Origin of the sequence: Variovorax endophyticus, from assembly GCF_025376855.1 — a bacterium.
In the GTDB taxonomy this organism is placed as follows: Bacteria; Pseudomonadota; Gammaproteobacteria; order Burkholderiales; family Burkholderiaceae_C; genus Variovorax.
In genome coordinates this window covers 83487-102081 of record NZ_JAHUTH010000007.1, presented here as the reverse complement: position 1 = coordinate 102081, position 18595 = coordinate 83487, and the positions used below count along the sequence as shown (strand labels likewise).

Genomic DNA, 18595 nt, shown 5'->3' with positions numbered 1-18595 from the left:
TCTTAATTCGGTTGGCGATAAACAGGCAACGGCCCCCTCAAGACATCAACAGGGGTAGGTGGCAGCACAGTGTCCTTCGGCAAGCCGATGCTTCCGCCCCTGCGCCCCGTCACGATTCCTCCATTCTGCTTAAAAGCAGGATAGTGAATCTCCTGTTTTCTTGTGAAGGGCGCATTGCCCGATAGCTTATTGTCGATCAGATCGACACCGCCGTCGAAGCGCCGACCCACGCCATCGAGGCGCACGCTGCCGGGAAGCAGCTTTCCATTGGTGTCGAAGGCCCGCATGTACACCTGCGTCGCATACTTCCCTCCATACATCGAATAGGTGTCCAACGTCCCCTGTACCGACTCCAGACGCAGGCCTGCAGCCATTTTGTCGGAACGGCTCATTCCTCCCAGGTAATCCATGGTGGTAGTCGCACTGCGAGGGCCGCGCGCCATTGCCGATATTCCACCCGATCCCTTCGTGCTCAACGCATCCTGCACGGCCATGCCTAAGGCGCCAGCTTCTTGAACTTGCTTTTCATTGAGCCCTGCCATGCGTGCCATTTGCATCGGACCTGCGACAAACGGACCGCCCATGGAGCCTGCCAGATTGTTGATAACCCGCTGCTGGGCAAGTGCTGCACGGGCATTGCCCGCGTAGTCGATCGGGCTGACGACGCGCTCATTGCGTTGCGCCTGCTGTGCGATGGCATCACGCAAGGTGTTGCGAACGAGATCCGCCTGCCAGTTAGGGTTGTACGGCTGTTGCGAACCTGCGTTGATAAACTGCCCAAGGGGTGAAGATGCCGCCGTTTCGGCGACATTGGGTTGCTGTACTGCGTTCCCGTCGCCCGAGTTTCCTGCACTCCCAGGACCGGCGTAGGGAGCGCTCTCCGCGAAGTAGTAAGAGGTCGTGCCCACTGAGGCATTCAACTGGGCCAACTGGACGCGGTATCCTGGAACCGAGGGCACATTTCCACCGGTAGGAATCTCGACCTGCAGGAGCCGATTGTCCGGGTCCGTGCTGGCGAGCACTGGCGTTCCGTCCACGAGCGGTGGAACCGTCTTTGACGGTAGCCAGCCTACCCCCAATGTGTTCACCTTGGAGTCAAACCCTGCTGCCAGCAGCACGTCCTGCGACCGGTCTACGTACTGAGGCCCAGCACCCCAAAAAACGGGCGCGTCCGCCGCCATCGCATCAACTCCAGCGAAGTTGTTGCTCGGCGGTGTGTCATTGAAGATCGAGTAGTCGCCAGTGAACGGATTCACCATCGGACTTTTCGCTGTCCCCGTCCAACCGTTTTGTTGGCCGCTGCTACCACCGTCGCTTTGTCCGTTGGCCGCCGCAATGGAGTCCCCTAACATATTGCCAATCGTGTCGCCAATGATGCCGGGCAAGGATCTGCCGATACTGCCCCCGCGCACTGCCGCGCTTACCAGCCCGCCGGCCATCCCAGCTGCAGCCTTTTGTCCGACTACACCCCAATCCATGCCCTTGGCCCATGCGCCGACCGATGCGGACATGTACCCTGACGCGGCGCTCGCGGCCACTCCTCTCCAGTCAAACCCCTTTTGCAATCCAGTAGCGATGCCGAGACCCTGAGTCGCAATATTGCTCACTGCCATGCGCCCAGCAGCTCCCCAGGGTTCTGAACTTGAGAGAATGCCGCCGAGAGCCCCACCTTGAAGCCAACTACCCATCCCGGCACTCACGCCGGCGCTTAACGCACTTTGAAGCACTCCTTTCCAACTGAAGGAGTCCTGTATCCCGAGCCCTATTCCGATAGCCTGCCCTGCAAGCGATCCGACCGCACCGCCAACGGCACCAGCGGCAAGGAATGCACCGATACCCGCACCACTGATCGACCCGCCGACCCCAACCATCCCAAGCGCCGTCGTCCAAGCACTGGCACTACCTAACGCAGTCCCGCCGATGGTCGCAGTGGTGGGAGCGAAATAGCTCAAAGAGGCGCCCATCGTCCAGAACGAAGCAACCACTGCCACAACAGCGACAACGATCTGACCAAAGCCTCCACATCCACCACCGCCTCCACGAGCGGGCGGTGGCAGCGGCTCCGGCAGCGTCGGACTCGTATCCCCCATCGCCTTGCCCGGGTCATAGGGCCTGAAGGTCTCGCTCGTGTTGTGCACGTTCGTGACCCGGTTGGGCACCATCAGCACGGTGTTTGCCACCAGCGGCGCTGAAGGCTGTCCGTCGAGGCCGTTGGCTTCGGCCAGCATGTACCACAGGGACGCATCGCCCCACACCGCCCGCGCGATGCTCTCGAGCGTGTCGCCCGGCCGCACCGTGTAGTTGCCCGGCGTCGCGCTCGGGTAGTACGAGTTGATCGGCTGGTAGTTCTCGTCGAAATCCGCCGAGTTCGTGGGCGTGAACTTCTTGTACTTGCTGTCGGGGCCCGAGGTGCTGGGCTCGCGCGCGAGTTGCTGCGCATAGTCCTCGCGCTCGGTGCCGTCGTTGCCGACGTTGCCCACGCGCTTGCCATCGAAATAGAAGTAACGATGCGAGCGGTTCTTGTTCGGCAGTCCCGCCGGCATGTAGGCGCCGCTCATGTACTCGTCGCGCTGCAGCACTTGCCCTTCGGCATTGGTCCAATAGGTGAAGGTGCGCCCGCCGTTCGGATCGCTGGCCGCCTTCACATGGCCATTGGCGTCGTACGTGAACACCGAATAGCCAGGCATCCACAGCGTGCCCACCGGCACGCCCGTGCTGCCCGCCGCCACCAGGATCTCCTTCTGCTTGGCCGAGTCCCACCATTCGTAGGTGTAGCCGGTGTTGCTCTTGCTGACCGTGCCGCCCTTGAAGTCGTAGTTGTCCGACTTCGTGAACTCGAGCGTGCCATCGGCCATGCGCAGGTACTGCGTGCTCGAGGTCGTCACGCTGTCCACGTCGAAGGTCAGCAGGTTGTCCTTGTCCCAGTAGCGGGTCTGGCTCAGGGTCGCGGTCTGGTTCTGCGCGAGTTCCTCGTACAGCGTGACCCGTCCCGCGAGGTCATTGGTGCGGCGGCTGCGCAGCACGCCGTTGATCTTCATCGTGGTCAGGTTGCCGGCACCGTTGTAGTCGTAGTCCTCGCGATGGCCGTCGTTCGCATAGGTCGCGGCCTTGCGCTGGCCGGCGTTGTCGTACTCGATGGTCACGCCGTCGCCCGACGAACCGCGCACGATCTGCCCATTGACCAGTTGGCCCATGGTCACCGTGAAGCGGTTCATGTTGTCGTAGGTGTACCAGTAGTCCTGCGTCTCGTCGCCGCCGGTGACGGCGTTCTTGTACTGGCTCTTCACGCGCCGGCGGTTGCCATTCGCGTCGTACTCATACTCGATGACGTAGCGGTCGTCGACGATCTTCTTGACGCGGTTGAAGGCGTCGTAGGTGACGTTGGACTGCTGGAAGACCATCGCGGTGGCGTTGGTCGTGGACTTGTAGCCCTCGAACGTGCGATTGCCGTTGTTGTCGTACTCGAAGTAGCTTTCGGTCGAGGTGCCCGCATCGATCACCTGGCGCAGGTAGCCGTTGGCGTAATAGGCGTAGGTGATGTTCTGGCCCGAAGTACCGGTCTGGCTGGCGATCAGGCCCGACCAGTTGTAGCCGTAGGTGAACTGGTGGCCGCCCAGGTCCTGCTTCCACATCGTGCGGCCGAACACGTCGTTCTTGAGGGTCATCACCCGGCCGTTGGCATCGGTGGTGGTGTAGACCCAGCCGCCGGTCTTCACGCCGCCGATGGAAGCTATCGTGTTGTCGTAGGTATAGGCATAGCTGGTGGCGCGCCCTTCCGCGGAGACGTAGCGCGTGACCCGGCCCTGGCTGTCGTAGTAGGTGCGCTCGCGGAAGCCCAGCGCATTGGCATGCGCGATGCGCTGACCGAGTGCGTCGTACTCGTAGGTGTCGAAGGAACGGCTGCCGTCCGAGTTGACGGGGCGATCGACACGCACGAGACGGTTGTTGGCGTCGTAGCTGTTGTTGGTGACGCGGCCGATCTCGTCGGTGACGGTGCGCAGGTTGCCGAACACGTCGTAGGCCTTGCGCACGGCGACGGAGCTGCCGGCCGCGACGCCCGGATGCCACTCCGCGGTGGCACGCCCCGCGGCATCGAGCACCAGGGTGCTCTGGTTGCCATTGGCATCGCGCTTGCCGACGAGCTGGCCATTGAGGTTGTAGCTGTAGTGCTCGGTGGGCGTGACCGTCACTGCCTGGCCATTGGCCTGCGTGATGCTGGTGGCCGGTCCGATCTTGTCGACCAGCTGGCCCAGCGCGTTGTAGCTCAGCGTGGTGGCATTGCCGTTGCCATCGGTTTCCTTGGTGATCTGGCCGAAGGCGTCGTAGCTCTGGCTGCGCTGGACCTGCCAGCTGCTGTTGATCTGCGAGGACTGGCCCGGCACGGTGGGACCGCCCGGCAGGTTAGGAATGATCCACTGCAGGCGGATGTTGGCCGCGTCGTTGCCCGTGCTGTTGTCGGGCCGGAAGTAGCCCTCGCCGCTGCCGATGATGGCGCCGGAGGCGTTGTAGATGTCGTAGAGGTACTCGTATTCCTTGTCCTGCCTGAGGCCGGCGGCGGTGGCATCCCACTTGAAGACGCCGCTGGCCGTGCGCGTTGCCACGACTTCCGAGAAGTCCGCCTGCGCGCCGGCGCCCTTTTCGCGATAGCGCAGCTTCAAGGTCTGTGCGCTCGCAACGCCCGGATCGAAGGTCAGCACCTGCGGCTTGCTGCTGCCGGAAAGCGTCGCACTGGTTCCTTGCGACATGGCACCCACGGTGACGTTGCCGGTGGCCTTGATCACCTCGAAGCCATCGGCGTCCTTGGCGACGAACTTGATCCCGTAGCTGTAGAGATTGCGGAAATCGGGGATCAGTCCCGCGCCGCGCGTGTCCCATTCGAAAGTGGTGGCGCCTGGGGCACGCGTGAGCGTGACCGAGCCGGCCGGCTTGCCCGGGCCCTGCGGCGTGTACTCGATCGTCAGCGAGGTGGCGTTGGTGGGAATGCCCTGGAAGTTGATGGTCGAGGGCAGTTCACGCACGAACTGGAGTTCGTACAGCGACGTACCGGGATCGATCTTGCCGCGCACGCGGTCGATCACGATTCCATCTTTGTCCAGCATCTCGATATAGAGGTCCTTGGTGCCCCAGCCGAGATTCATGTCGAAGAGGCCCTCGCTCAGCTTGCCAACGGAGACGGAGGTGAAATTGCTGTTCGGCTCCCACCACGAACGCTGGCTGACCCGGATCGAGACGGGGCGCAGGCTGCCCGAGGTCTGCAGTCCGGAGAAATGCACGATGCCGTCGTGCGTGAAGATCGGCTTCTCGGGGGCGACGGAGCCGGATACGCCGGTTGGTGGCCAGACCTGGATCGAATCTCGGCGCACAACCGCGCCATCGCTTTTCCGAGTCACGACGAACAGCAACTCCGTCGCTGCACCATTGAGATTCTCGAGCCGGGTCGTATACCACCCATTGACGCCGACATCGTTCAGGCTCTCGCCCCACTTGCCAGCCTTGAACACCGGCAGGGATGTGCCAAACGGCCCGTTCGATCCCAGGGGACGGTCGTAAAGCGTGATCGACATCTCATCTTCGGAAATACCGCCCTGCGTCAGTCGCAGGAAGTTGCCCGTCGGATATGAAACGATGCCGTTCACGACCTGCGCCATCGTGGAGGCGGCGGCCTGGACGTGCTCCCCGCTCGCAGTGATGGCGTAGATCATGGCACCGGTAAAGATGCCATCGGCCGCCCCCGTCCAGATGGCTTTGGGCCAAGGGCCTCCGCCTTGCGCGTAGCTCTCCGTGGCCGTACCGCCGTAGGGCTGAAGCACAATCTTCCAGGTGGAAATCGGTCCGTACAGTGCCTCGAAGGCGTTCGAGAACTCCTGGCTCCCGAACGAAAAGACCCCGGGCATATATCCCATGGGGAAAGCAGGCAGTTGCACCGCGCTGACGTTGCTTCCATGGAGCGCCCCAGTGATCACCGGCGTTCCCGTGGTTCCCTGCGAAGACCCGATCGCGAGATTCAATCCCCCGAACTGCCCCGAGTCCACACTCAGCGGCGTCGCCAGCAGCACGAGGTTGGGCCTGGAGGCCGTGACCTTGGGCTGGATGACGCTGATGGCCTGGTTGCGCTTGTCGTAGATCGTGATGGTCTGCAGGATGTCGGTGCGCCCGACCAGCGCGCTCATGGTGAGCGTGCGCAGGTCCACGGTCTGCGACTGCATCAGCAGCGTGGCATTGCCCGCGAGATCGTAGAACCAGGCCTTGCTGATGCCGTCCTGCGAGTTGGAGCGCCACAGGCGGCCGGCGCCGTCGTAGTCGTAGTACTCCTGGGCCGCGCCGGTGTTGTTGCCGCTACCGGTCTTCTTGCTCGCGATCTGACCATAAGTGTTGTAGGCGGTCGTCACCGTCTTCGCGACGTCGTAGACCGGTGCGTTGGCCGCGTTGCGCGCGCCCGTGAAGCGCGTGGTCTCGCGGTTGGCCGCATCGTAGGCGATGCTGACGATTTCCTTGGAGACATCCCCGCCGGCATCCACGCGGTCGACCATCTGCGCGGTCATGTTGCCGTTGGCGTCGCGCCCGTAGGTGAAAGTCTCGCCCTTGGCGGTCGTCATCGAGGTACGCACGCCCGTGGCATCGTAGCCATAGCTCACGATCTGGTCGTCTGCTTCCGAGGCATTGTTGGTGCCGCGGCGAATTTCGCGGCGCACGTTGTTGAGGCCGTCGTATTCGTAGTCGGTGGTTTCGCGCACCTGCGTGCCGGCCTCGTTGGCCGCCAGGGGCTTCTGCTGCGTGAGCAGGCGGCCCAGCACGTCGTAGACCAGGTCGGTGCGCTGGTTCAACGCATCGATCATCGAGGTCTGGTTTCCCATGGCGTCATAGCCATAGCGCTTGGTCGATGCGGCGGTGGTTTCGCTCAGCGCACCGGTGCTGGCGTTGACGCTGCCGTAGAGCACCGCCAGGCGCGACTCGCTGAGCATGCGGCCGTTGCGGTCGTAGGTGTACTCGGTCACGCGGTTGGCCGTGGAGCTCTGCTCCGGGATCTTGGCCAGCACCGCGGTCATCAGGTTGCTCTCGCTGAGCAGCGCCAGGTCGTTCGCCGACATCGGTTTGGCATAACGCGTCTCGCGCAAGACCGCGCCATTGGTATCGCGCTCCCAGCGCACCGCGTAACCCAGCGGATCGACCTCCAGCACCTTCTGGCCGAGCTTGTCGTACCAGGTGTAGACCAGCGCGCCGGCACCGTTCTTCTGGCGCACCACCTGGCCATTCGCGTCGTAGCCGGTTTCCTGCACCATGTCGCCGTAGCCGATCTCGTACTGGCCGGTCGTGTCGCTGCGCGAGCCGAAGTACAGGTTGGCCACCGTCGTGGAGACCACGCGGTTGTTGGCATCGACCTTGTAGGTGGTCTTGCGCAGATTGCTCGCATCCACCGGCACGGGCAGCGCATCGCCCGCGGGCAGCGCGACCGGGTTGCCATAGACGCTCAGCGACAGCACGTTGCCAGCCGCGTCATAGGTCCATTGGCTCAGCGTGCCGGTGGCACTGACCTCGGCCACCTTGCGCCCATTGGAATCGAACCAGCTGCGCGTGCGCCCGCCATTGGCATCCACGGCGACGATCAGATTGCCGCTCGCGTCGTAGGTGTTGGTGCGCATGGGCGCGGCCGTGGTCCAGCCGCCCGCGGCGGTGTAGACGCTCACCGAGGCCAGGCGCACCGTCAACTGCCGGTTCAGCCCGTCATAGGTGTAGGTGGTCAGCCGCTGCTCGGGCAGCCCCGCCGCCTCGGTGGTCGTGAGCTTGTTGCCGAAGGCGTCGTAGGTGGTCTGGTTGACCACCGCCACGAGCTGGCCGCTCGCGTTCTTGCTCGTGATCGGCAGCGTCTCGCTCACCACGCGCCCGAGCCGGTCGTAGACGTAGGTGGTCACCCCGCCGCGCTTGTTGGTCAGCGTCTCGCGCTGGCCCAGCGCGTTGTAGGTATAGCTCTCGAACTTGCCCTCCGCGTCGGTGGTGCGCAGCAGCCGCCCCGAGGCGTCGTAGCCGAACTGCGTGAGCGCGTCGCTCGCGTGCGTGGTGGGCAACGCCGGCGCCTGCGTGACGCTGTAGGTACCGGTGACCTTGTTGTAGAAGCGCTTCACGCTCAGGGTCTTGCCCAGCGTGTCGTAGGTGGTGGCGGTGGCGTAGCCCTCGGGGTCCACGCTGAGCTTCACGCGCCCGGCGGCATCGAAGTAGTAGAAGGCCGAGTTCTTCAGCGGATCGGTGATCTTCACCACGTTGCCGTTGGCGTCGTAGCTCGACTCGGTCACGCCGCCCAGCGGGTCGGTCACGCTGATCTTGCGCCCGGCCGCGTCGTAGGCGTTGGTGGTGGTGTAGCGCGCCGCGAGACCGTCGCGCTGGACCTGCGTCAGGTTGGCCTGCAGCAGGCCGCCGCCGGCGGCATTGACGAAGCCCAGCTGCTGGCGCTGCACCAGCGCCCAGGTCGTGTCGGACTGCGAGAGCTCGACGCCGCGCGCCTCCACGGTCTTGATCAGCAGGCCCAGGCCGTCGTAGACATAGAGCGTGGTGGCCGCCTCGGGCCGACCGAAGGCCGAGGTCTGGCTGACCTTGCGCCCCGCGGCGTCGTAGACGAAGACCGCGACCTGCGCGGGCAGGGCTGTCGTGACCTGGGCGGCGGCGGCATCCAGCAGCGCCTGGTAGGTGTTGGTGGTAGCCGCGGGCACGGGCTTGGGGTAGCGCGTGACGCGCGTCAGGCGCCCGAGGGCGTCGTACTCGTTGCGCTGGACGTTGCCCAGCGCGTCGACGCTCAGGGCCACGCGCCCGGCCGCGTCGTAGAAGCTGCGGGTGCGCTGGTCGAGCGCGTCGGAGACCGTGGGCGCGGGCACGGTGCCAGGCACCCAGCTGGCCATCGCGACCGAGTTGTAGAAGGCACGCTGCTCGATGACGTTGCCGTTGGCATCGCGCGTGTACTTGACGACGCTGCCCAGCGTGTCCGTGCGGGCATCGACAGTGGCGACCAGGCGCCCGGCCTTGTCGTAGACGCTGTGCTGCTGCTGGTCCTTGGCGGCGGTGGAGGCCGTGGTGGTGGACACGTAGGTGCCGGCGGTGGCGGCCTGCACGAGCTGGTAGCCGGAGACTCGGAATGGACGCGCATCGTTGGCTGCGTACTTGATAACCCCGAAGTTCAATCCGAGCACAGCGGGCGCGATGGCCGTGGCCGAGATGCGGTAGCGCCCATTGCCAAGGTCCTGCACCACATACTTGTTCGTAGCGATACCGCCACCGAACATCACGATCGCGAGTGAGTTCTCGGCCGTATTGACCGTCGGGTTTCCGAAGGACGGCGGCAGGCCGTCCTCCATCTCCACGATCACCGACAGGGTGTAAGTCGTCCCAGGCGTGGCCGCGAACGTCTTGTAGGCGAGGGAGTAAGGACCATTCGGATCAGGCGCGATGCGCAATGCACCTGCCAGGCCCGTCATCGATGCCACCGAGACCACGCCAACCCTGCCTGGCGCATCCGCCAACCCATTGGCGAACTCGCTCTGCGTGAAGAGGTTGGTATTGGCCTGCACCAGCGCATCGATCTGCGCGACCGTGGGGCTGGCCCCCAGCCCCACGGGGTTGAGCGCCTTGGCATAGCGCGTGACCAGCGTCACGCGCCCCGCGGCGTCATAGCTGTTCTTCTCCAGCTGCCCCTGCGCCCCGACCGTATAGACCAGCCGCCCGGCCGCGTCGTAGGCGTAGCGCGTGGTCGAGGTCGCCGCCCCGGCGGCCACCGTGGTCGCGCCCGTGCGCACATAGGCGCCCGCGGCGCTCGCCTGCTCGAGCTGGTAGCCCGTGATCTTGAAGCCGCGCGCATCGTTCTCGATGTACTTGACGATGCCGAAGCCCGTGTAGGTGCCCGTGGCCACCGCCGCGAACGACACCCGGTAGCGACCGCCGCCCAGGTCCTGCACGGTGTACTGCTGCGTGTTGCGCGCGGCGTTGTACATCACCAGCACGAAGGAGTTGGCCGCGTCCTTGAAGGTCGCGCTGCCGAAGGCCGGCGGCTGCCCGTCGTCCATCTCCACGATCGCCGAGAAGGTGTAGGTGGTGCCCTGCGTCGTCACCAGCTGCTTGTAGGCGGTGGAGGCCGCCGTGGTGGACGCGTCGACCTTGAGCGCGCCCGCATACCCCGTCATCGTCGTCGCCGAGACCGGCCCGCCGCGCGCCTGCAGGTCGCTCAGCCCATTGGCGAACTCGCTCTGCGTGAGCAGGTTCGCCCCCGAGGGCGTGTAGCCGATGTTGGTGACGTTGCCGTTCTTGTCGTACAGGCGCTGTGTGACCGTGCCCACGCCGTCGGTGCTCGCGATCAGCCGGTTGGCGCGGTCGTAGACCATCACCTCGCGCGCATCGCGCCCCGCATTGGCCAGCGGCGCCACCGCCGCGGCCAGCGCCGTGGCGGTGGCCTCGGTCGCGGGCGGCACGGTCACCGCATAGGCCACGCGCTCCACCACGTTGCCGTTGGCGTCGTAGACATTGCGCTTGACCGCCCCCACCCCGTCGATGGTGTAGGTGGCCCGGTTCAGCGCGTCGTAGACCGTGCGCAGGCGCATGTCGCGCGCCGGATTGGTCGTGGCCACGGGCGCAGGCACGGTGCCCACGACCCAACTGCCCAGCGCGATCGGGTTGGCGTAGGCAATGCGATCGATCACATTGCCATTGCCGTCGTAGGCGTACTTGACCACCTCGCCCAGGCCGTTGACCGTGGCCACCAGCCGTCCGTCCTGGTCCAGCACCCGGTGCTCGGTGCTGTCGCCCGCGCTGGCCGTCGGCACCTTGGGGTTCAGCTGATCGAAGGTCAGCGCCGCCGGCATGGCCGGCAGGCCCGTCAGAACGATCGGCGTGGCATAGCGCACGGTGAGCACGACGCGCCCCTCGGCGTCGTAGGCGATGCGCTGCAGCCCCGCGGTCGGATCCAGCGTGAAGACCAGCCGGTCTTCGGAGTCGTAGACGTAGCGCGTGACCTGGTTGTTCGCGTCGGTGGCGCTCGTGACGTTGCCGTTGTTGTCGTAGATGTAGCTGCGCGTGAGGTTCAGCCCCGCGGGGTCGATGCGCTCCTGGGTGCGCCGCCCCAACTTGTCGTACACGTACTGCGTGGTCGTGCCCGTCGGGTCGATCGTCGTGAGCACGCGGCCCTCGGCGTCGTAGCTGTACTGTGTGACCAGGTTCAGCCCCGTGGGGTCGACCTCCTTGCGCGTGACCTGGCCCTTGAGGTCGTACACGATCCTCGTGAGCGTGCCGTTGGGGTCGGTGACGTTGAACTGCTGGCCCTTGGCGTCGTAGGCGTAGGTGGTGACCAGGTTCAGGCCGGTCTTGTCCACGGTGCGGGTGAGCACCCGGTTGGCCGCGTCGTACGTCAGCTCGACCAGGTTGCCGTTGGCGTCCTTGGTCTGGATGAGCCGGTTGGTACGGTCGTAGCTGCTGCTCGCGACGCCGCCGCCCACGGAGGTGCTCAGCAGGTTGCCGTTCTTGTCGTAGGCGTAGGTGGTGGTGACGTTGTTGCCATCCAGCACGCTGAGCTTCTGGCCCTGCCGCGTGTAGGTGGTCTTGACGGTGACGTTCTCGGGCGTCTTGACGGTGACGGTGCGCAGCGCGTTGTCGTAGGTGTAGCTGGTGGTGCGCCCGAGCGCGTCGACCTGCGTGAGCACGCGGTCGAAGGCGTCGTAGGTGGTGGTGCGCACCTTGTTGAGCGCATCGGTGGTGGAGACCGTGCGCCCGAGGCGGTCGTAGCCGCGCTGCTGGACGTTGCCGTTGGCGTCGCTGCTGCGCACGAGGCGCCCGAAGGCGTCGTATACGGCGCTGGTGATGGCGTTGATGCCCGAGGCGTCCGTCACGGTGCCGGTCACGAGGCCGCGGCGGTCCACGCTCCTGTTCTGCACGCGCTGGGCTCCGCCGCCCAGGTCCTGGGTCACGCCGGTGAGCTCGCCGAAGGCGTTGTAGGTCGACGTGGTGGTGTTGCCCAGCGCATCCTTGGCCGTGCTCACCTGCCCGCGCACGGTGTAGGTGAAGCTCTGCTTGCTGTCGAGCGTGCCGTTCTTCAGGGCGTTGAAGGTGGTGGTGTTGGCCGTCGTGAGCAGCCCGCCACCGCCAAGCGCCGTGAGGGCGGCGCTGGTCAGGCGCGTGCCGATCTGCAGCGTGGCCTCCAGCTGCCCGAAGAGGTTGTACTGCCGCTCGGTGACCTCGCCCAGCGCGTTGACGCTGTGGGTGAGCTGGCCGTTGGTGTCGTAGAAGAACAGGGTCTTGTTGCCGTTGCCGTCGGTGGTGCTGATGCGCCGCCCGGCACTGTCGTAGGCGTGGGTGAGGCCGTTCTGGGCCCACACGGTGTCGATCTGGGCCTGGGTCTGGCCGGCCACGAGCAAGGCGCTGCCCACGCCCGTGAGTTCGCCCACCAGCCGGCCCTGGACGTCGTAGCGCGCGTTCGCCACCCGCACGTCGGTGCTGCCGGCCGCGGTGGTGGTGCTCACGAGGTTGCCCACCGTGTCGTACACGTACTGGGTGATGCTGCCCTCGAAGTTGGTGCGCTGGGTGACTCGGTTGAGCTTGTCGTAGACGGCGGTGGTGGTGCGGTCGCCCGCGTCGGTGCCGGCGGCCTCGCGCAGGCTCGCCAGCGTGGTGGCGGTGGTGATGGCCCCCAGGGTGGCGGCGCTCAGCGCCTTGTTGTAGCGCTTGGCGCTGGTGACGTTGCCGTTGGCGTCGTACACGTTCTCGCTGAGGTAGCCCTCGGCGTCGATCTGGCCGATGACGCGGTCCTGCGCGTCGTACAGCCAGCGCGAGGTCTGGTTCTGCGCCTGCAGCGGCGCGGAGCTGCCGGCGTTGGCGACCAGTTGCGCCAGGGTGCCCGAGGCGCGCAGGGTGGCGTCGGTGATCTGCGCGGCGTAGCTCACCTGCGTGATCAAGCGCCCCTGGGCGTCGTAGCGCGACTCGGTGAGGTAGCCCTCGGCGTCCAGCGTGCCCACGAGCAGGCCGTCGTTGTCGTAGAGGCGGCGGCTGACGCGATCGCCCGTGGGATTGAGCGTCGGGTTGGTGTCGCCCAGCGTGGGCGTGCCCGAGAGGTTGCCCAGCACGGTGGAGGTCAGCGCGTTGGCGTAGGCGGTGGTGGCCACCAGGCGCGAGGCGCCGTCGTAGCGCATGTCGACCACGGCACCCGCGCCGTCGACGGTGCGCACCAGGCGCCCGGCGTTGTCGTAGATGCGCCAGCTGTCCTGGTCGGCCGTGCTCGCGACGGGGCGCAGCGCGGCCAGACGGTTGACGGGCGCGGCGTTCGGGTCGGCGAAGTACGCCGCCAGGGTGGTGGCGTTGACCGGCGTCGCGTAGACGATCTTCTGCGTGAGCTGGTCGTTCTTGTCGTAGACGTACTCGGTCAGCCGCCGCAGGCTGTCGATCTCGCCCACCAGGCGCCCGGCCTCGTCGTACAGCCGCGCGCTGCGCGCGTTGGTGGGGTCGGTCTGCTGGTAGAGCCGCCCGTTCTTGTCGTAGGCGTAGCTGGTGGTGCCGAGGTTGGCGTTCAGCGCGCTGCCCTGGGTGAGGCTCACCAGGCGCCCGTTCTTGTCGTAGGCGCTGGTGGTGATCAGGCCGTTGGCCAGGGTGACGACGGTCTTGTTGTTGGCGTCGTCGTAGCGCGTGAGGCTGCTCTGGTTGAGCGCGTTCTGCGTGGACAGCACCCGACCCTTGCCGTCGTAGGTGTAGGTGGTGGTGCCGGCGGTGGCGCTGACGGTGCTCAGCAGCAGCCCGGCGCGGTCGTACACGTACTGGGTGATCGACTGGCTGCCATCGGCCACGCCGTTACCGGCGGCGTCCACGCGGGCGAAGACGGTGACCTTCTGCACCTGGCCGCGCGCGTCGTACACGGTGTCGGTGCGGCTGGCCTGGGTGTAATTCTGAGGGGTGCCGACCCAGGTGGCCAGGTCGGCCTCGGCGAGGCTCGTGGCGGTGTACCGGGCCGCGGCGTACGTCAGGGCGCTGGTGCGCTGGCCGTAGCTGTCGTAGCGGTACTCGGTGACGCGCCCCTCGGGGCTGAGCACGAAGCGCAGCAGGTCTTTGGCGGCGTTGGCGCCTTCGGCGTAGACATAGCGCGTGGTCAGCGGCTGCGAGGGCGCGACGCCGGCATCGGCGGCGTCCGGATCGGGCACGAGGTACACGCTCTCGCTGAGCAGCCGGTTGCGCGCGTCGAAGGTGCGCGTGATGGTGTTGCCCGCGGCGTCTCGCTGCAGCCGCTGGTTGCCGTTGGCGTCGTAGGCCATGTCCACCGACAGCAGCTTGGGGTCGGTGACCCGGGTCACGTGGCCGTTGGCGTCGTAGGTGAAGGTGGTGATCTGCTGGACGCCGTTCACGGCCGGAGCCTTGATCTGGGTGAGCTGGCCGGCCGCGTCGTACACATAGACGCTCGCCAGCCCCATCGCGTCGGTGACGGTGGTGGTGCGGTTGGCGCTGTCGTAGGCGTAGCTGGTGCTCTGGCCCAGGCCGTCCTTGACGGTGGCCACCCGGTAGTCCGTGCCCACCAGCACGTAGGTGAAGGCCAGGCTGGTGCCGTCGCTTTGCGTGACCGAGGCGATGCGCGTGCTCGTGCCGTCGTAGCCGTAGGTGGTGACGTAGGTCTTGCCGTCGGCCACGGCGTTGTCCTCGGGGCTGAGGTCGACGGTGACCGTGGACAGGCGGTTGGCGCTGTCGTAGGCGTAGCGCACCCGCGTGAGGGTGGCCCCGCCGGTGGCCACCGTGCGGATCTGCGTGAGGTTGGTGCCGCTGTAGTCGAAGTAAGTGGTCTCGCCGTTGGCGTCCACCATGCTCTGCACGGTGCCGTTGGCGTTGTACGCGTAGGTGATGGTGTTGCCCGCCGGATCGGCCACCGTCATCAGCCGGCCCGCTCCGGCGCTCTCGTAGCGCTCCACCAGGCCCGTGGCGCCGTCGGTCCACACGTAGCGTGCAGCCCCCGCGTCGTACGCGATGGTGTCAAAGGCGCCCGCGCCGGCCGTGCTGATGTACAGGCTCTTCGTCGCGTTCCAGCTGTAGGTCGCGCTCGCGCCATCGCGGTCGGTACGCACCAGCGTGCTGCCCACGGCGCCCACCGTGCCCGTGAGCACCACCTTCTGGCCGAAGGCCCCCACCACCCAGTTGTCTGCGTTGTCGTCGTTCAGCAAGCCCTGGCTGTTGTACGTGCGAACCACGCCGATGTCCGCGCCCCGACCCACCAGCTTGTCTTCCAGGTCCTGCAGCACCAGGTTGCCGTTGGCGATGTTCACATACGCCTGCTCCCCGTTGCGTCCCTGCCCCGCAACCCCCAGCCCGCCCCTCGGACCCAACACGCCCAGCGACGTCAAACTCAGGCCCAGGCTATTGCCACTGACGATTGCAACCATTTTTTCTACCCGTTCGAATCAGATTCATGAACGAACCGTGTTCGAAGGGCCATGGCACGCACCCTGTCGCTCAGGGCCCGCCGCGCATGCGGCGGGCCCGGCGCTCCTCTTCCTCCGAAACGCGGTTCTCTCGGCAATACATCCGCGCGTTTCCGATTCCGTTTAGTAAACCCCTGGTCCGCAAGGGAATTCCGCCGGCCGAGCCCGGTAACAAGTTCATGCCAACCTTCGCGGGCCGTTTGCTAAGCTGCCGGACCCACAGAATTCGCCGCCTCCCATGAAGATCGCCACCTGGAACGTCAACTCCCTCACCGCCCGCCTGCAGCACGTGCTCGACTGGCTGATCGCCAACCCGGTCGACGTGCTGTGCTTGCAGGAACTCAAGATGAGCGACGACAAGTTCCCGCTCGAGATCCTCAAGTCGGCCGGCTACGACGCGGCGGTGTTCGGGCAGAAGACCTACAACGGGGTCGCGATCCTGAGCCTCGCGCCGGTGCGCGACGTGGTGAAGAACATCGGCGGCTTCACCGACGACCAGTCGCGCGTGATCGCCGCCACCATCGACACGCCGCGCGGGCCGGTGCGCGTGGTCAACGGCTACTTCGTGAACGGCCAGGCGCCGGGCTCCGACAAGTTCGCCTACAAGATGAAATGGCTCGACGCGCTGCGCGAGTGGCTGCGCGCCGAACTGGCCGCGAATCCGAACCTGGTGCTGCTGGGCGACTTCAACATCACGCCCGAGGACCGCGACAGCTTCGACCCGGTGGGCCTGAAGGAAACCATCCACCACACGACCGGGGAGCGCGACCACTTCAAGCAGCTGCTCGGCCTGGGCCTGACAGACAGCTTCCGGATGTTCGAGCAGCCCGAGAAGAGCTACTCGTGGTGGGACTACCGCATGCTCGGCTACCAGAAGAACCGTGGCCTGCGCATCGACCACGTGCTGGTGAGCGACGCGCTCAAGCCGCAGGTCCGGGGCTGCGTCATCGACCGCGTGCCACGCAAATGGGAAAAGCCCAGCGACCATGCGCCCGTGGTGCTCGACGTGGACCTCGGTGGCTGAGGCCAGGAAGCCCGGCGTGGCGATCGCCAGGACAGCCACCGTTGCCCTGTTGGCACTGTCGCTCGCGGCCTGCGGGGTGTTCGACAAGAAGACCGCGGGCGGCGGCGAGAGCCCCGCGAGCCCCGGCGGCACCGCCGCCGCGCCCGACGACGGGCCGCCCGCCAAGTCCGAGGTGCCCACGGTGCGCCTCATCACGACGCAGACGCCGGTGGTCCGGGCCTACCGCAAGATCGGCGCGCGCCACATCTACACGAAGTACGCGCAGCGCATCTACAAGGGCAAGATCCCGCCGCTGGTCTACGCGGTGGTGGTGGTCGAGACGGACATCGACGCGAACGGCAAGGTCACGGGCGTGACCTTCAGCCGCATCCCGAGCCATGCGCCCGAGGTACCGCCGATGATCGAGGAACTGATCAAGGCGGCCTCGCCGCTGCCCAACCCGGGCAAGCTCGGCGGCCACACCTACATCGACACCTGGCTCTGGGACAAGAGCGGGAAGTTCCAGCTCGATTCGCTGACGCAGGGGCAGCGCAGCCGCTGAAGCAGCAGACGAGCCGGGCGGCAACGAGGCCGCCGGCTCGCCGGGCATCGCTCACTCGATGCCGAGTTCCTGGATCTTGCGCGTGATGGTGTTGCGGCCGATACCGAGCTTCTGCGCGGCCTCGATGCGGCGGCCGCGCGTGCTCGACAGCGCCGTGAGGATCAGCCGCGATTCGAAGCGGCGCGACAGCACGTCCCACACGTCGGTGCGACCAGCCGCGAGCAGTGCCTGGGCCTCGGCCTCGAGGCCGCTTTCCCAGTTGCCGGCCGCGTCCCCGGGCGCGGGCGCCGCGACGGCGGGTGCCGGCACCACGTTGTCGACCGCCGCCCCCACGAAAGGCGCGGGTGCATGAGACGCCAGGGGCACGGCCACCGCGGGCTCGCCCGCGTGGCTGTCGGGCGACAGCAGCGGCGCGCCGCCGGCGGCGAGCACCTCGGGCGGCAGGTCCTTGGCCTCGATCAGTTGCGCCGGCGCCATCACGGTCAGCCAGTGGCAGATGTTCTCGAGCTGGCGAACGTTGCCCGGGAAATTGAAGCCCGCGAGCTTGGCCAGCGCCGCATCGGAGATGCGCTTGGGCTCGACGCCGAGCTGCCGTGCGCTCTGCTGCAGGAAATGGCGCGTGAGCGCAGGCACGTCCTCGCCACGCTCGCGCAGCGCGGGCAGCCGCAGGCGGATGACGTTGAGGCGGTGGAACAGGTCCTCGCGGAAGCCGCCGAGCTTCACGCGCTGCTCGAGGTCCTGGTGGGTGGCCGCGATGACGCGCACGTTGGCCTTGACCGAGTTGTGGCCGCCCACGCGGTAGAAGTGGCCGTCGCTGAGCACGCGCAGCAGGCGCGTCTGCAGGTCGAAGGGCATGTCGCCGATTTCGTCGAGGAACAGCGTGCCGCCCTCGGCCTGCTCGAAGCGGCCGCGCCGCATGGTCTGCGCGCCCGTGAAGGCGCCGCGCTCGTGGCCGAAGAGTTCGCTCTCGAGCAGGTCCTTGGGGATGGCCGCTGTGTTGATGGCGACGAAGGGGCCGTTGGCGCGCGGCGAGTGCTTGTGCAGCGCGCGTGCCACGAGCTCCTTGCCCGAGCCCGATTCGCCGGTAATCAGCACCGTGACGTTGCTCTGCGAGAGCCGGCCGATGGCGCGGAACACGTCCTGCATCGCGGGCGCCTGGCCGAGCATCTCGGGCGCGGCGACCATGCGTTCCTCGGCCACTTCCTCGCGCTGGCTCTCGTCAACGGCGCGCCGGATCAGCTCGACCGCGCGCGGCAGGTCGAAGGGCTTGGGCAGGTATTCGAAGGCGCCGCCCTGGAACGCAGAGACGGCGCTGTCGAGGTCGGAGAAGGCCGTCATGATGATGACCGGCAGGCCCGGATGCTTGGCCTTGATCTTGTCGAGCAGCTCGAGCCCGGAACCGCCGGGCATGCGGATGTCGCTCACCAGGACCTGCGGGCCCTGCTGCTCGTCCTCGGCGGCCTGTTCGAGGGCCGCCAGCACTTCGCGCGTGTTGGTGAAACTGCGGGTCGGGAGGTCCTCCCGAAGCAGGGCCTTCTCCAGCACGAAGCGGATCGATTGGTCGTCATCAACTATCCAGATCGGCTTCATGCATCTCCTTGTTGCCGGTGGCTG

Annotated in this window: 4 protein-coding genes; 2 read left to right on the top strand and 2 right to left on the bottom strand. The window is 66.5% G+C overall.

The window, feature by feature from the left end:
- Nucleotides 1-2: 2 nt before the first annotated feature.
- Nucleotides 3-15260 carry an RHS repeat domain-containing protein gene (locus KV106_RS11145; RefSeq protein WP_261210256.1) on the bottom strand — a complete coding sequence of 5086 codons (15258 nt, stop codon included), beginning with the start codon at nucleotides 15258-15260 and terminating at the stop codon, nucleotides 3-5.
- Between the two features lie 394 nt (nucleotides 15261-15654).
- On the opposite strand from KV106_RS11145, the gene xth reads away from it, so the two are divergent.
- Together xth and KV106_RS11135 are read left to right on the top strand one after the other, a co-directional pair.
- Entirely contained in the window at nucleotides 15655-16440 is a 786-nt protein-coding gene (gene xth, locus KV106_RS11140; RefSeq protein WP_261210254.1) for an exodeoxyribonuclease III, read from the top strand.
- The gene (locus KV106_RS11135; protein WP_261210252.1) at nucleotides 16433-16981 is read left to right on the top strand and encodes a hypothetical protein; all 549 of its coding nucleotides are present in this window, start codon (nucleotides 16433-16435) and stop codon (nucleotides 16979-16981) included. The genes xth and KV106_RS11135 overlap by 8 nt, the downstream gene beginning before the upstream one ends.
- A 51-nt stretch (nucleotides 16982-17032) precedes the next feature.
- Here the strand turns inward: KV106_RS11135 and ntrC are convergent, their stop codons facing one another.
- Nucleotides 17033-18571 carry a nitrogen regulation protein NR(I) gene (ntrC, locus tag KV106_RS11130; RefSeq protein ID WP_261210250.1) on the bottom strand — a complete coding sequence of 513 codons (1539 nt, stop codon included), beginning with the start codon at nucleotides 18569-18571 and terminating at the stop codon, nucleotides 17033-17035.
- Between the last annotated feature and the right edge of the window lie 24 nt (nucleotides 18572-18595).

Coding starts and splice junctions, on each gene's coding strand:
- xth (WP_261210254.1), top strand. CDS start 15,655: ATGAAGATCGCCACCTGGAACGTCAACTCCCTCACCGCCCGCCTGCAG.
- ntrC (WP_261210250.1), bottom strand. CDS start 18,571: ATGAAGCCGATCTGGATAGTTGATGACGACCAATCGATCCGCTTCGTG.